The following is a 14,293-nucleotide window of genomic DNA, read 5'->3' on the forward strand; positions in this document are numbered from 1 at the left end:
AAGCATCTGTGCCCGGTACATCGAACGGGACACCAGCCGCTGAGAGATCGTCCGTGAAAGCGCCTGACGCACCTGCTGCGCCGAGCAGGGCGGTTCTTATGAATGACCTGCGGTCATCCGAAAATTGGCGGGCTGCCAGGTGCGCAGGCCGCGAGCCTTCCCCTCTCTTGTGAGGCATGCCGCTCCTCCTCCAAGTGGTCGACCTATGTCGGTGACTAGTTTTGCGCCAGCGTAACAGAGCATTGCTGAAATGTCATGCGTCTGCAATCTGCGGGAGACGAACGGTTGCCGGCTTGTCAAATCGAACTACCGAGTGTTGGCGCCGACTGAAAGTTGGCCCACCTATGGCCCAAAGTTCGGCCGGCACGGACACTCAAACTTCTGACCGAGCCCGCGCGCAGTTAACAACGAGAAGACTCGCTTCGATCTCAGCCGATTGAGCGGCACTTCCGATATCGTCAGTCCTTCTTCCCGGGATAAAACGACCTGCACTCCAGCCCAACTGGCCCATCCGCAAAGAGGTTCCCTGAACAGCAGTCAAGTCCATCGCGTCCAACAAATGTGCCTGCGCGGCAGGCGCCAGGTAGCAACTTGCGCCAAGACGTGCCCTTTGAGTTCGGTCCACCTGTCCCATGCAACTCGTACGCGCACCGGTTGGAGCGATGTTCCTCGTTCGCACGACCATTGTTATAGGTCGTCTCTCCCACTGCGATGCACTCCTTGTACCTAGGCATATCGTCGCTCTTCGCTTTTCGCGCTGTCGCGATGAGTTCCTTGCATGCTTCAGCATTGGGTTCGGCAATGCAGTTCAGGCGTCCTTCGAGCGCCTTGGCGGCCTTGCGCAGCTCTGCGCACTTGGCAGCGAGTCTTCCCTGGAGCGGCGTACCTTCGCACGCCGCCGCATAGAAGGCAGGCGTGAAGTCGAAGGTCATCGGTGCGGGCCCGCCGCCGCGGTAGACGGCCTCTAAACATTGTTTGCCTCCAGACTCGATGCAGAGGCGGCAGGTTCCGCCCTTGGTGCACTTGGAGAAGGGCTTGTGGGGCGTGGCAGGATTGTGTGCGAACTCAGTTCCATTGAGCGGACTCGAGAAAACGACATGCGCATCGCAGTTGTTCGGACACGAGAGGCCATCGTCATAGATCGTCAGCCTCACGAACTCGGCCCTTGCAGGCGCAGCAAGTAGCGACACAAGAAAGACAAGGAAGCAGGGCAACGATCGCACGTAGGGCCTCTCCTAGTGTCTTGGCCGGACTCCACCTCTGAGCGTCGGATTGTTGAAGCAACCTAGAACAACGTCAATGACTGCAACGCGGTCCAGGCCGCGCGTCGAACGCGAGGCCTCCATGGACTGCTACCGCGGCAGCGCTGCCCATTCCCACGATCGCTTTGGCTGGTCCACCAGGTCGGCGCCTCAAACTTGACGCTCGCGTAGAGGCATGGCTTGCTGTGATCATCTCCTCAGTATTGAGGAGTTTGTGGATTTCGGGACTTCGAGCACGCGTCGAAAGGCGTTGCCTATGGGCGTGTGATCCTAGGCACTTTTAGTCTTCTGGGGCCCCCATGTGTACTCGCTGGGGATCGACATCGAGTGCGATACGCTAGAGCGAGCCCTATTCGAAATCGTGAGCTGACTGCGTGGCAGGACGACAGGAATAGCCGCAGAGTCGCAGCTTGCAGTCTTCCGGGCCCGCTGAGCCGGAAGACCGCTTTCGCTGGCGGATTCGACTGGTCGATGCAACACACTAACCACTGCTGAGGCAGAAGGAGTGTTGCAGATGAAGTATCGGACGCGAACCTACTACACAGACGCCCAGAAGGCATTGACGTGGGCGCGCTGGAAGGAAGGCTGGACTCTTCATCAGATTGGCCATCTGTTTGATCGACCTCACACTTCGATCCACAACATCTTGTCGAAGACCGGTGGCATTCGGCCGTCGCAGCGCAGGCGCAGCGCCACTGCGTTGACCCTGGCAGAGCGAGAAGAGATCTCTCGTGCGCTGATCGTTGGTGAATCGATGCGCTCGGTGGCCGCCCGACTTGGCAGGGCGCCGTCGACCATCAGCCGCGAGATTGGGCGTAACGCCGGGCAAGACGGCTATCGGGCAAGCGTCGCCGACGAAGCGGCCTGGAACCGTGCCCTACGGCCGAAGCTATGCAAGCTGGTCAAGAATCGGGCGCTGGCCGGTGTCGTGGCGAACCTGCTTCGAATGCTGTGGTCGCCCGAGCAGATCGCGGGCTGGCTCACGCATACTTATCCGAACGACCCGAACCTTCATGTGTCACACGAGACCATCTACCGCAGCCTGTTCATTCAAGCGCGTGGCGCGTTGAAGAAGGAGCTGCTGGAGCACCTCAGGCGCACGCGCGGCATGCGACGCTCTCGTTCCTACACGCAGAAGACGGCGATTCATGGGCAGATCGCGGATGCCGTGTCGATCAGCGAGCGCCCCGCATCTGTCGAGGATCGGGCGGTGCCTGGTCATTGGGAAGGAGACTTGGTGTTCGGCAGCGGCAACAGCCAGATCGCCACATTGGTCGAGCGACAGACGCGATACGTCATGCTGGTCAAGCTCGAAGGCAAGGACTCGCAGTCGGTCGTCAACGCGCTGATCAAGAACGCGCGCAAGCTGCCGCAGGAGCTCTACAAGTCATTGACCTGGGATCGAGGCACGGAGATGCACGGTCACAAGCGATTCACGATGGCCACCGACATCCAGGTCTACTTCTGTGATCCCCAGAGCCCCTGGCAACGCGGAAGCAACGAGAACACCAATGGGCTGCTCAGGCAATACCTGCCGAAGGGCATTGACATCTCGGGCTACTCACAGCTCCAACTCAACGCGATCGCGCGACAATTAAACGAGAGGCCGCGCAAGACGCTCGGCTTCCATACACCCGCTGAGATGTTCAACGAATGTGTTGCGTCGACCAGTTGAATCCGCCGCCAAGAGCGGACCTTCGCGCAGAGGAATTGGCTCGACGGGCATGATGCCGGGTTTCGTGGACGATTTATAACTGTATAAAATCTACGAGAACCTATGCAAGTCTATGATTGCAAGTTATTTTTTGAAATTTCAGCGCCCAGAATATCCGGCGCCCCCAGCTTATCCCGCAGGTTCTGCGGGATGCATTACGTTGAGCCCTCAAACAGGAGCAAGCATTGCCGTCCATCCGAGAAGAACTAATCGCAGAACTTGAGTACGCTCTTGCTGCTCTACGTGAAGATCGGCTGAATCCAGAAGAAATGCGGCGCCAACACCTCTATCTGAAAGGAAGGTTCGAATTTCATCGGCACCTGAGTGAGGTGGAGGAACAAATTCGCAGCCTTCGCGACGAAGTCTTGCGGGGGCGCGACATGCCCGTACGCTGTGCGTATACGGAGGACAGGGGTCAAGTCATCCACATGCTCACCGGTGTGTCCGGTGAGGTCGAACGTGATCACAAGTACCTCAAGAAGAAGTCGCATTCGAATGAATGGTTGATTATTACCGACCCCTATTTCCTGCAATGGGACGGCCCAAACAAGGCATTTACGTCCGAGAAGCAATACACCGAGTACATCGTTGACTACATCCCGCGTGACCTCAAAAAGCTTGAGCTATTCATCCTCCCCGGCCCAAATAAGCGGATATTCAAGAAATTCAACGATCGAATTCGAGGTAGGGGTACGCAGGTCTCATACTGGGAAACAAATGAAATACATGATCGAACCATCATTCGAGACAATTTGTCCGGCACAATGATGGGAACCTCATTCGGAGGTCTGGGCAATAAGCTGGCCTTTGTGCTTGACATTCCTGGAGAGGACCTCAGGCTGTTTATGCAGCAACTCAATCGCATTCGCGGAGGGGCTTAACCACTCATTCCAGCGGACTGTCTATGGCAGCCGCTGAGTTCAACCGTTAGCTCCAAAACCGGCGCCGTCTGCGCCCCACATCATGACCCCAGAACAATATAAAGCCAAGTTCGCAGAGCCAGTAGCGACACCCTGGAATCTGGCGCCGCAGAGTGACCAATCTGTAGCCAAGCCAGCGAGCGACAAGGGGACCAAGGAAGCGGACACTCGCGCTGGCCGGGCGCTTGCCTACGCGCTCGACATTCGAAAATTTGAGATAGAGCTGTACTGGAAGCGCGCAACCTACTTTTGGGCATTCATAGCTGCAGCTTTTGCTGGGTACGCATTAACCTTCAAGACCGCCGCGGATCATGAACCGTGGCTGTCGCTGTTGTTCTCTGCGCTTGGGCTACTCTTTGCAGTAGCCTGGTATTTAGTAAATCGTGGCAGCAAGTTTTGGCAGAATAACTGGGAACGGCACGTTGATCTCTTAGAAGATATGACTCTCGGCCCCCTCTACAAAGTTATTGCGACGAATGACGAAAGCAACAAGTTTACCGCCGCAGGCCAATACTCCGTAACGAAGATCAACCAACTATTGAGCCTGTTCACGGTTTTGATCTGGGTAATTCTCTTTGCAAAGTCGGTCGGCCCAGTCTGGATTGATCGCGAAATAGACGGGCCGAAGCTTGCTGTGTTTTTGGTGACCATACTAGGAATAGTCGCCCTCATGCGATGGGGGAAATCCAATTTGGGACACACCACGACAAAACTCACCGAGAGAACAGTCGAAGTTGAAGCGTAACCCGTTGCTCAAGCGGAGCACCAACGGCAAACCAGCATGACCGGTCTGGCGGTACGCGATACATTTTCCCCAGCCCGGCACTGGCGTCCTGTCGTCGTTGCCCACTTCGTTCGAACGTTGGCATCAGAGCCAATCTTGGTACCGCTATGTCAGACACCGTCATCGTTGCACTAATCGCTGGCATGGTCGCACTTGCAGTCGCCTTCATGAACTCGTTCCTTTCGGAGAGCTACAAGCGCTTTCGAGATGGAATAGCTCAACCTGATTCTGGCGCACGGCTGAGCGTCCGCTGTTGGCCGAATTCTGACTGTGGCATCACTTCACGTGAATGTCGACGCACTTCAAACGTACGAACGTCTTTCGAAGGTCGTCGACGAAGCCCGCCATGTCCGCGAGACCACTCATCTCGAGGTCGCTTCTGTCCGTATGGAGAACGACCCGTACCAGCTCATCGCGATTCCAGTACAGGCTTGCCCTGGCAACCTCGGGTGCCGCCAGAAGCAAGGTGCGAGATGTAGGCGTCTCATTCCATATTCCACCAGCAGTGACATCGATGCATATGCGCTCGGCGACGGCTCTGGGCGGTCGCAACCATCGTCGAATGATGACCACCATTGCAGCCACGCCCGCTGCCGCAGCTAGGTAGGCGGCGAGTACCGCAAGGTGCGGTGCCTCGAGGGGCAGGAGCTTTGAGTATCCAATGGGTGCAACGACGCATGCCACCAGCGCAGAACCCCAGAATCGCCCGGTGTGGGCAAAGGGTCTGCCAAGGTACGTCATTCGGGCCTCTGACAGTCGGTGCTTCATCGTGATTTGACGGCGTTACCGCTTAGAAGGGCTCTTTTCTGGGTTGTCCCGATCCTTCCATCATGACACCGAGCGCCTTCTCGTGACTCACACGCGACTTGCTGTGGGACCCGGACCAACGACCCGCTGCCGAGTATCAAGGGTGAATCGCCCTCAGGGTCACCTGCTCTGAGCTCCTCACGCTGACGCCATTGCAACTGCCCCTTTGACAGTTTGGCAGTGCCCAGTGCAATCGCACCATTCCGTCTACTCGTGACCGCGAGCACTGCCGTGTTCCCAACGACGATTCCCCTCACCGGGCTTCCCTCGTTGAGACGGCCGCAGCTCACCGTGGCCATCGAATGGCTGCCGTTGATGACATCTCCAGTCTGCGTCAGAACGAAATCGGCAGTTCCGCATTCGGCGCCGCTCTGGCGCTCCGACGGCGTCCGAAGGTCAATGGCCCAAATCCCGGTGAAAGGCTCTCCGGCGACTGCGCAGCTAGCGTAGCCGAGGAGGCTGAGGGCAAGTGCGACGTGCAGGGTGCCGTGAATCATAGAGTGCCTCATCGAAACGCTCGGGACATTCCGTCTTCCATTTTGGAAACTCCTACTTCGTTGTCGCAAGAGGGGTCAATCGATAAAGGCAGCGTCGCTCATCGGGCGTCGCCGTGTGGAGTTCCTTCTCGACGCATGTAGCTGCCGCCCTGAGAGTTCTGAACCTACGGTTCGTCAAGTTGGCTTCACACTCCAAGGCATATGCGGATGGCCAACTGCCGCCAGCACCGGTCAGCGCGCCGACGAGTCCACATTCGGCGTTCAGGTACTTCAGCCACGCTGTGTGCTGCGCGTCCATTGCCCGCATAAGGGCCTCGTCTGGAAACTTCGCTCCGCCTCGTACCAGGGAGACCAACCTCGCATGCTGGGATTGGAGGCGTCGCTCAATGCGGTCACGAGCCTGCTTATGCAAATTTGCCGTGTGCATCGCACTACCGATGGGCCACTCATCCATTGCTTCGTGGTCTGCGGCACCTGCACATACGGATGTCAAGGACGCTAGCAGGATGACGATGGTTGCGAACAGCTTCATATGCGGCGGAGCGTTGTTGTCTACTCCGACATGCTTAAGTAGGTTTGAGCGCTGTCGATGAAGTCTGCATGAAGTCGAAGCCCGTTCGACGGCCTTGCACTGTCGGCGCGGTGATATTGCACGCAACCGAGGAGCGCCCTGAAGTGATTTCTGTCGCGCGACCGACCATCCGCCTCTAGCCGCCTTCTGCCAGACAGGTTGGCCGACCTAGGGCTCCAGTGGATACAAGCCTCAGTCCGCCATCGCGCACTGTTCCACGATTCCCGACCGAATCTTCTGCCCCTGCCGGCAACCTGTAGCTGGCCCCTTGAGGGCAGTACAAACTCCCATTGAGCGGGCTCCCGGTACCTCGCGCTTGATGGGGACACATCGCCCTTCACATTGACTCCCATCATCTGTGCATTGACGCCCCGCGTCCGCCGCGGGAGTGGAGCAAAAGATACTTCCTCGTGCGAAGGCCGCAATAAGCCTGCCCCCGCCGGCCAAGCATGCATCACGTACTTCAACGACCTTCGACGGCGCGTCCCTGCACGGTACTGCGCCCACTAGCGGAAGCTCCGGCGGAGATTCCCAGTGGAACAGGTAGCAGCCCCATCCTCCCCGCACGTGAACGTCCTGAAAGCCAGCCGTTTTGCTCTGAAGCGGCGTCACTTCAGCAGCACATGGCCTCGCCTTTTCGGTCTCGCAGAACTCTGACAAGGCGCGGTCGAGCGCGATTCGCCGGCCATCACCAAGCAGCAGCGAATGGGGCTGCTGCTCGCAGACCAAGATGGCGTCTAGGGTGCCTGAATCAGCCATCTGGCCGAGCCATACTCCGCCTTGGCAATGCCGACTGGCGACCTCTTCGCTCGCTCGGTCGACCAACATGCGTTCGCGGCGACCAATGGGGAGCTTCAGTTCGTTAACCACTGCAGCCTCGAGCGTCGCGCGGATTTTGGCGACGGCCGCGGCCCTATCGGCGTAGCCGTCCTTCTGGGCCGCGCTTTTTTCTAGGGAGCCGAGTGGAACCAGGACACCTGACATGGCCTGCGTGGAGAACAGAGCGACAAATGCCAAGAGCCAGAAGTGCATCGTCATATCCGGTGGTCATTCGACTCTTCGAATCGCGCTCAGCATCTAAACGCGAGCAAGGGGAGGTACGCCTTCGTCGATTGTCGCTCGGGGCTCAGTTAGTGCGCACACGCGTTGGGAACGCGAGCCAAACGCTGGTTCAGCGGAACTTTGGCGGCGACCTGGCGATGTCTGCTTTTGGCCGACTGCAGCCTGTCGGCTACCAGGCGCTTCGGGCCCAATGCTGTCGGCTGTCTTCAAGGGCGACGATTTCGATGGTCCAAAGCCGACACTTACGCCAATCAGGACGCTCGAGGCTGCCTCTGGTCATGCGCATGATTGAAGGAGACCGGCTGGTACTCGGCTACTTGTCACTCGACCTCTGGCAGTCCGGCTTGTGCAAGCAAGCGAGCCGCTTGCTGCATCTGTCGGCGATGCGCCGGTGAAGTTGCGACCGGCATGCGGCGAAGAAACGCCGGTACGCTCCGGAAAACAGAACGCTCTCGAAGCAAGTGGACCCAACGCGCGGCCAAGTCCTTCTCGCCAAGCGCCTGTGCCGCCGCTGCGCCGGCGGCGTAGTTGGTCGGCAGGCCCGGATTCGCTGCCATGCCGCGCTGCGCGGCATCCAGCGCTGCGGCGTACTGCTTCCTCGCCAGCGCGCTCCAGGCGAGAGCCAGGTACCACACCGCACGAAGCGGCTCCCTCGGGCTCAGCAGCAGCGCGCGGTCGCACAGTGCGGGCGCTTCATCCGGATGTCCGAGCCGGGTGCGCACCAGCGCCAACAGCCCGTAGGCGGGCGCGAAAGATGCCGACAGTCGAAGGCATTGTCTAAGCGCTTCCTCCGCACGCACTGTTTCGCCGCGGCCATACGCGATCAATGCGAGCACGTAGTGGGCATCGGGTTCGGTCGGCGCGAGAACGACCGCTCGTTCGGCGTGATCGTGGGCTCGTCCGCGAGCCTCCTCCTCGGTCAATCCGTCCCAACCGAACTGGCCGGCGCGCCAATCGCAGGTGGCCAGGCAGATCTCCGCCAGACCGCACTGCGGATCGCGCAGCGCCGCCTCGGCGGCCCATCTGCGGGCATGCATGTTCGTCTCGGCCGTTTCGGGCCGTGCGAACAACTCTACCCAGGCCTGGGTGGCCAGCGAGCGCGCCGGCAACGCCTCGGCGTCGCTCTCGGTGCCGCGCGACAACACGCCGGCTTGGGCTTCGAAGGTGAGCGCGCGTGTCAGCCGCCCGATCACCCAGGCCGCGCTTTGCAACCAATGGGCGGCCGGCACTTCGATCGTTTCTGCCCAGGTCTGCCGCCCGCTGGGTACGTCGATCAGCTCGGCTTGAATCGATAGCAGATCGGGGCCGATACGGCGAATGCGGCCGTCGATCACCGAGCGCACGCCAAGGTGCCGGCCCAGCGAAACGGGCGACTCGCGGCGATGCGCAAACTCGATCATCGTGCCCCGTGCGACCACGGCCAACTCGGGCTGGCGCGACAGCTCGCCGATCAGGCCATCAACCAGACTTTTCGAGATGAACTGCAGCGAATTTTCCAGGTCGACTGCCTCGAACGGCAGCACGGCAACGGATTGCTCACCAAGGCCGGGCGAACCTTCCATCTCGACCGGCCATCGCAGCCGGTAGCCCTTGCGGGGTACCGATTCGAGTGCGTCGTGGCCGTGTTCATCGCGTCCCAACAGTTTGCGCAGCCGCGAGATGCTCTCGTACAACGAACTGGGGGTAACGACCACACCGGCCCAGACCGTGGCAAGCAGCGAGCCCGTCGGCACCACCGCCCCGCCGGCGCGGGCCAACGTCAGCAGCAGGCGCATCAAGCGCGGCTCGAGCTTGTGCGATTCGCCATCACGTTCGACGCGATCGTGCATCGCGTGCACGGTCCACGGCCCGATCGTGAAGGGGGGTGGCGAGACGTCGGCTGGCTCGTTGGACAAGGCGGCTCCTTGGCACATCTTAAGTAAAACCTAAAGCCGCGCCAGTGTGCTTCCCTCCCACACTGACCGCACACCGCGCAAAGAGGACATGTCATGGAAACGCTTCAAGAAACCGCCAACCCGCACGCTTGCTCATCTCCACCCAGGCACAGCGTGGTCGACCAAGTCTCCACTCAGCCGCCGGCGATCGTGCAGAGCAGATACCTGGCGGCGCTGGGCGCCCTGTTCGCGCTGTTCAGTTCAGCGCGCGTGCTGGCTTATCTGCCGACGATCTGGGCCGTCTTGGCAAGCGGAGACTCCAGCCAGCACTCGCTGCTGACCTGGTTCACTTTTTTTGGAGGCAACGCGACCATGGCGGTCTGGCTGTGGGAGCAAAACGCCCGACGCTGCAACGCGGCGATCGCGGCCAGCGGGGGCAATGCCTTGATGTGCCTGGCCATCATCGCGGTCGTCACGTGGACGCGGCTGTGAGTGCAGGCTCCTGCGACCAGCGAGCCGACCCAAACTTAAGGAAAGCCCAAGACCGCGCCGCCGCGGCGCCTTGCACACTCGTGCCACACCATGCCAACACAAACCGGAGTTGCACCATGCACCGAATCAACCGCAGGAGTGTTCTCTTGACCGCGCTCGCCACCTTACCCGGCGTCGCCGTCGCGCAGCCAGGAGGGCAGGTCATGCGCATCGTCGTTCCCTTCGGGGCAGGCTCCGCCCCAGACATCGTCGCCCGGACACTCGCCGACCCCCTGGCCGCGGACCTGGGAGCGCCGGTGGCAGTTGAGAACATGCCCGGCGCCGGTGGAATGCTCGGCGTCACGCACGTGGTGAATGCCACCCCTGATGGCCGCACGGTCGTGATGTCCGGCGATGCGGCATTGGTGATGCCTGACCCGAATCGTGTGCGGCGCTACGACCCCCAGCGCGACCTGGCGCCGATTTCACGTCTCGTCGCCACGCCCAATGTGCTGGTGGTGAGCGGCGACACCGCCACCCGAAACCTTACAGACTGGCTGGTCTGGCTGCGTCAGCAGCCCACTGGCAGGATCAGCTACGCGTCGGCCGGAGTCGGAACCTCATCGCACCGCGCCGGCGAGTTGCTGGCGAAGATGACAGGTGTCGAGATGACCCATGTGCCATCCAACCAGAGTCCTTTGCCAGACGTGATCGCAGGCCGTGTCGACTTCTTTTTTGCCAACGTCGCAACCGCGATGCCTCTGGTTCGCGAAGGCCGTCTGCGCGCGCTTGCCGTGTCGTCGCTTCATCGCACGCCCATCGCGCCGGAACTGCCGACGCTGGCCGAGTCCGGGTTGACGGGGTTCGATGCGACGGCCTGGTTCGCAATGCTCGCGCCGGCGGCCACGCCGCCCGAGATGCTGGCACGCTGGCAGCGTGCGGGGCGGATGGCACTCGCAACGCCTCTGGTCAGCGCGAAGCTGCACTCTCTGGGCATCGAGGCGATCGGCGAGTCGCCCGAGGAGCTCAGTGAAACGATCAAGCGCGAGTCTGGCAAGTGGGCCGGCCTGATCCGGTAGTAGTCCACGCCTGGAGTCGCTCTGACGAAGCCCCTAGAAGCAGCCGGCCGCGGAAGGCCGCTCCTGGCCGGAAGCAGGGTTTAGGTAGCGACAAACCCATCATCGCTAGCGGCCCATCGGATGCCTAGCACCGCCTCGCTCTTCGCAGTCTCCAAGTCCGCGTAGAAGGAAGGGCTCGGCGCGTAGGAGGCCCATCCCTCAACGCCCGCAGCTTCGTTGTTGAAGTGGTATTGCTCGACGAATCCAAAACTACCCACCTCGCGAAGAAAAAGAACGATGCGGCGTTGGTGGTCTCGTGAATAAAGGAAGCAGATGTTCTCGTTCATTGAGGTATTCAACCGAGGGGTGAGCAAATTCTGCCTTGAGTTTGAAGGTCTGCTCTTGGCCGATAGACGCCGATCGCGCGCATCGTGTAAACGCCGGCAACCGCTGCAAAGCCGCCGTCCAGCCGTGTGTCGTGACAGACCGAAGCTGGCTTACAGCGGCATTACTTTGCGCCCAAAGCAGATCAATCATGCCTTCCGGGTACCGCTTTCATCAGTAGAAACGCTCACTTATTCGCCTTCTCGTCCATGTACAATTTGTAACTATTAAACAACTCATAGGCCGCGAGGGCTCAAGAGGAAACACGAGTGCTTGGTCATGACCGGCGCCTGACGTCGGAGTCTGATAGCGCGCTCGAAGAGCCGCCGAAGGGGTCCGCGTACTGGGCGGACGGGACGGCTGCGCCTTGGTGAGCGAACCGAACGTCGCCGGCGCCCGTCCGCTGAGCCAGTTCTTTCGAATGGCGATCCTGGCCGGGGTCGAAAGCGCTGTTCAAATTCACATTGATCGCGGCGACGACCTCGACGCGCGAGACACCAGCGGCATGACGCCGCTCATGCTCACCGCCGCGCAGAACAAGCCTGCGATTTGCAGGCTGCTGCTGAGCGCGGGGGCCGATCACCGCTTGCTTGATCCGTCGGGCAAAACCGCCTTCGAAATTGCTCTCGCGGCTGACTCCCATGCCACCGCCGCAGTCCTCAGTGCGGCCCGCGCGCCAGCGCCTACCGCGCCTTTGACGGATGACGCCGCGCGCCCATTTATCGATGACGCTGAGCCTGGAGCGCGCTCCCTCGTCCCGCTTGACGGCGCTATCCAACTCGCCACCATGGCGGATGGCTGGGAAGAGGAAGTGGCCGCCCCGGTTATTCCCGACGATCCCGCCATATGGGAAGCTGCCAAGGCCACGAAGGTGGCTATGGCCAACCATGTGCCCATCGACACTTGGTCGGACTGGGGCGATCTATCCGCCTACCTACCGGACCGCGCCTCATTTCTCCCGGCCACTGACGATCCAGAGGCCCGCGCGCGATTGAGGCGCCTTTTCTTGCGCGCCTTGCGCGAGGGCAGCGCGCCGGACGACGAAGTCGTCGAGGTGTCGCGCGATCCGGAAGACGCGCAGGACCTGGTGAAGGCAAGCGTCTATCGCATGGTCATGGAGGACATGGGTTGCGAGACCGATGAGCGATTGGAGCGGCGGGAAGCATTCGAAGACCACAACGTCTATGTCGATCCCGACGAAACTCCTGAGGAAGAAGATGCCCTGACCGACGCGCTGGCGCACATCGGAACGCTGACCTCCACGCAGTTCGATCCCTTCTATCTCTATCAACGCGAGGCTCAACGACACCGCCTGCTGAGGGCGGAAGACGAGGTCGAGATCGGCCAGGCGATGGAGGCCAGCCTCGAATCGGCATTGGACGCTCTCGCAGCATGGCCTGACGGAATCTCGCGCCTGCTGGACGCCGCCAAGGCAGTGCAGGCTGGCGATCTCCCCACGCGCTGGCTTTGCGCTGGCCCACGACAAGAAGCGCCCGTGATCGACGATGAGGGAATCGATGCCGATCCAGTCGCAGCCGCCCCTGAAACCGAGACTCCGACAAGCGCGGTAGACCATGACGCCGAAGGCGATCCAAGCTCGGGCTCCAAATCCGGCATCTCCAATGCCGAATTTTTCGTCGCTGCGCAGCGCTTGTCCGCAGTTGCCATCGACACGGACCGCAATTCGCCGCATTGGAGCGAGGCGCGAAGCCTGCTTGCATCCATGCACGTCGCCAGCAACTTCCTGCTCGATTTGGCCGATGAAGCACCACGGAACTCCTCCGAGGCAGCCTGCGCCTTCAAGCGCGACATGGAAATCCATCGCAGGCATCGCGACCGGATGGCCATCAGCAATTTGAAGCTGGTTATGTTCCAGGCGAAGAGATACATGCGCTTTGACCTCCCTCTCAGCGACCTGGTTCAGGAAGGCAATATTGGTCTACTGCGCGCAGTGGACAAATTCGACTGGCGGCGCGGATTCCGGTTCTCCACCTACGCCCTTTGGTGGGTGCGCCAAGGCATCACCCGCTTCATCGCCGACAACGGCCGAACGATCCGGCTGCCTGTCCATGTATTCGACGAGGTCCAGCGCCTCAGGCAGGAATCGCGATTGTTCGAGGAGCGGATGGGCCGAGCTCCGGAGTTGAGCGAAATCGCCCCCAGGCTCGGCATAGCCGAGCGCAACGCCGCTGCGCTAATGCGTGTGGCCTTGACACCGTCGTCCTTGGACGATGCAGATATCGACGCAAGCGTGGACCCGAGTCTGTCGCATGGGTTCATTGATCCTGATCCGATGGAAAAGGTGGCAAAGCTAGAACTCGACCGCGCCGTCAACCGGGCCTTGAAAATCCTCGAACCGAAGGCAGAGCGGATCATCCGCCAGCGTTTCGGGCTCGGCGGCCTCGCCGAGCACACTCTCGATGAGATTGGTGTGTCGATTGGCGTGACGCGAGAACGTGTCCGGCAAATCGAATCGAAGGCTCTCGACAAGCTTCGGCACCCGACGTGCGCCGGGCTATTGGACCCCAGCAGAGTCCACCCGCGCAGCGAAGGCCAGCAGCCCCCAGCCGACGCGGTCGACGGCGATAGCGCCAGACCAGCGCCAACCGATCCGATGACGGATGCCTTGGCCGTCGGGCCTTTGCGGATGGTGCCAGTCGCCGTCAACAAGGCGCTAGAGTTGGCCATGAGCTTGAGGGCTCCGGTTGAGGATGACAGGCTCGGAAGCACCGGCAGGATTTGGGTCCGCACCGACGATAACGAAAACAGCCATATGCAGATCTTGATCCCCAAACTCGTCGGGTTGGGCTTCGCGCACGAGGCGGGAAAGGGCTGCTGGCGATGATGCTGAATCCACCCAAGACGAGGGAAGCTCCGCCGCGAGCTACC

10 protein-coding genes are annotated in these 14,293 nt (G+C 60.7%); 6 read left to right on the forward strand and 4 right to left on the reverse strand.

What is annotated here, in order from left to right:
• Positions 1-458: 458 nt before the first annotated feature.
• Entirely contained in the window at positions 459-1,154 is a 696-nt protein-coding gene (locus ACSFA2_RS17520; RefSeq protein ID WP_435456593.1) for a hypothetical protein, read from the reverse strand.
• A 622-nt stretch (positions 1,155-1,776) separates the two neighbouring features.
• Between ACSFA2_RS17520 and ACSFA2_RS17525 the strand changes: the two genes are divergently transcribed.
• From ACSFA2_RS17525 to ACSFA2_RS17535, 3 genes are all read left to right on the forward strand, one after another.
• Complete coding sequence (locus tag ACSFA2_RS17525) at positions 1,777-2,937, forward strand: IS30 family transposase (protein ID WP_435456594.1); 1,161 nt, start codon at positions 1,777-1,779, stop codon at positions 2,935-2,937.
• 224 nt (positions 2,938-3,161) lie between these two features.
• A complete protein-coding gene (locus ACSFA2_RS17530) occupies positions 3,162-3,857 on the forward strand; it encodes a hypothetical protein (protein ID WP_435456595.1) in 696 nt (231 codons plus the stop codon).
• 82 nt (positions 3,858-3,939) lie between these two features.
• Positions 3,940-4,641, forward strand: coding sequence for a RipA family octameric membrane protein (locus ACSFA2_RS17535; RefSeq protein ID WP_435456596.1), 702 nt, complete (start codon positions 3,940-3,942; stop codon positions 4,639-4,641).
• 1,395 nt (positions 4,642-6,036) lie between these two features.
• Here the strand turns inward: ACSFA2_RS17535 and ACSFA2_RS17540 are convergent.
• Together ACSFA2_RS17540 and ACSFA2_RS17545 are read right to left on the reverse strand one after the other, a co-directional pair.
• Positions 6,037-6,516: a lysozyme inhibitor LprI family protein gene (locus ACSFA2_RS17540; protein WP_435456597.1), complete on the reverse strand. Its 480-nt coding sequence runs from the start codon at positions 6,514-6,516 to the stop codon at positions 6,037-6,039.
• 1,421 nt (positions 6,517-7,937) lie between these two features.
• Positions 7,938-9,512, reverse strand: a complete 1,575-nt coding sequence (locus tag ACSFA2_RS17545; RefSeq protein WP_435456598.1) for a winged helix-turn-helix domain-containing protein — start codon at positions 9,510-9,512, stop codon at positions 7,938-7,940.
• A 93-nt stretch (positions 9,513-9,605) separates the two neighbouring features.
• On the opposite strand from ACSFA2_RS17545, the gene ACSFA2_RS17550 reads away from it, so the two are divergent.
• The gene (locus ACSFA2_RS17550) at positions 9,606-9,983 is read left to right on the forward strand and encodes a hypothetical protein (RefSeq protein WP_435456599.1); all 378 of its coding nucleotides are present in this window, start codon (positions 9,606-9,608) and stop codon (positions 9,981-9,983) included.
• Positions 9,984-10,129: 146 nt separating this feature from the next.
• Complete coding sequence (locus ACSFA2_RS17555; RefSeq protein ID WP_435456600.1) at positions 10,130-11,041, forward strand: Bug family tripartite tricarboxylate transporter substrate binding protein; 912 nt, start codon at positions 10,130-10,132, stop codon at positions 11,039-11,041.
• Positions 11,042-11,121: 80 nt separating this feature from the next.
• On the opposite strand, the gene ACSFA2_RS17560 is transcribed toward ACSFA2_RS17555, so the two are convergent.
• Positions 11,122-11,367: a hypothetical protein gene (locus tag ACSFA2_RS17560; RefSeq protein ID WP_435456601.1), complete on the reverse strand. Its 246-nt coding sequence runs from the start codon at positions 11,365-11,367 to the stop codon at positions 11,122-11,124.
• Between the two features lie 407 nt (positions 11,368-11,774).
• Between ACSFA2_RS17560 and ACSFA2_RS17565 the strand changes: the two genes are divergently transcribed.
• Positions 11,775-14,249, forward strand: coding sequence for a sigma-70 family RNA polymerase sigma factor (locus ACSFA2_RS17565; protein ID WP_435456602.1), 2,475 nt, complete (start codon positions 11,775-11,777; stop codon positions 14,247-14,249).
• The last annotated feature ends 44 nt before the right edge of the window (positions 14,250-14,293 follow it).

It is taken from the genome of Variovorax cryoconiti, from assembly GCF_051216395.1.
Lineage (GTDB): Bacteria > Pseudomonadota > Gammaproteobacteria > Burkholderiales > Burkholderiaceae_C > Variovorax.

Bases quoted from the DNA above. Each gene is read 5' to 3' on its own strand.
- ACSFA2_RS17540 (WP_435456597.1), bottom strand. From the start codon at position 6,516: ATGAAGCTGTTCGCAACCATCGTCATCCTGCTAGCGTCCTTGACATCC.
- ACSFA2_RS17525 (WP_435456594.1), top strand. From the start codon at position 1,777: ATGAAGTATCGGACGCGAACCTACTACACAGACGCCCAGAAGGCATTG.
- ACSFA2_RS17535 (WP_435456596.1), top strand. From the start codon at position 3,940: ATGACCCCAGAACAATATAAAGCCAAGTTCGCAGAGCCAGTAGCGACA.
- ACSFA2_RS17560 (WP_435456601.1), bottom strand. From the start codon at position 11,367: ATGAACGAGAACATCTGCTTCCTTTATTCACGAGACCACCAACGCCGC.
- ACSFA2_RS17550 (WP_435456599.1), top strand. From the start codon at position 9,606: ATGGAAACGCTTCAAGAAACCGCCAACCCGCACGCTTGCTCATCTCCA.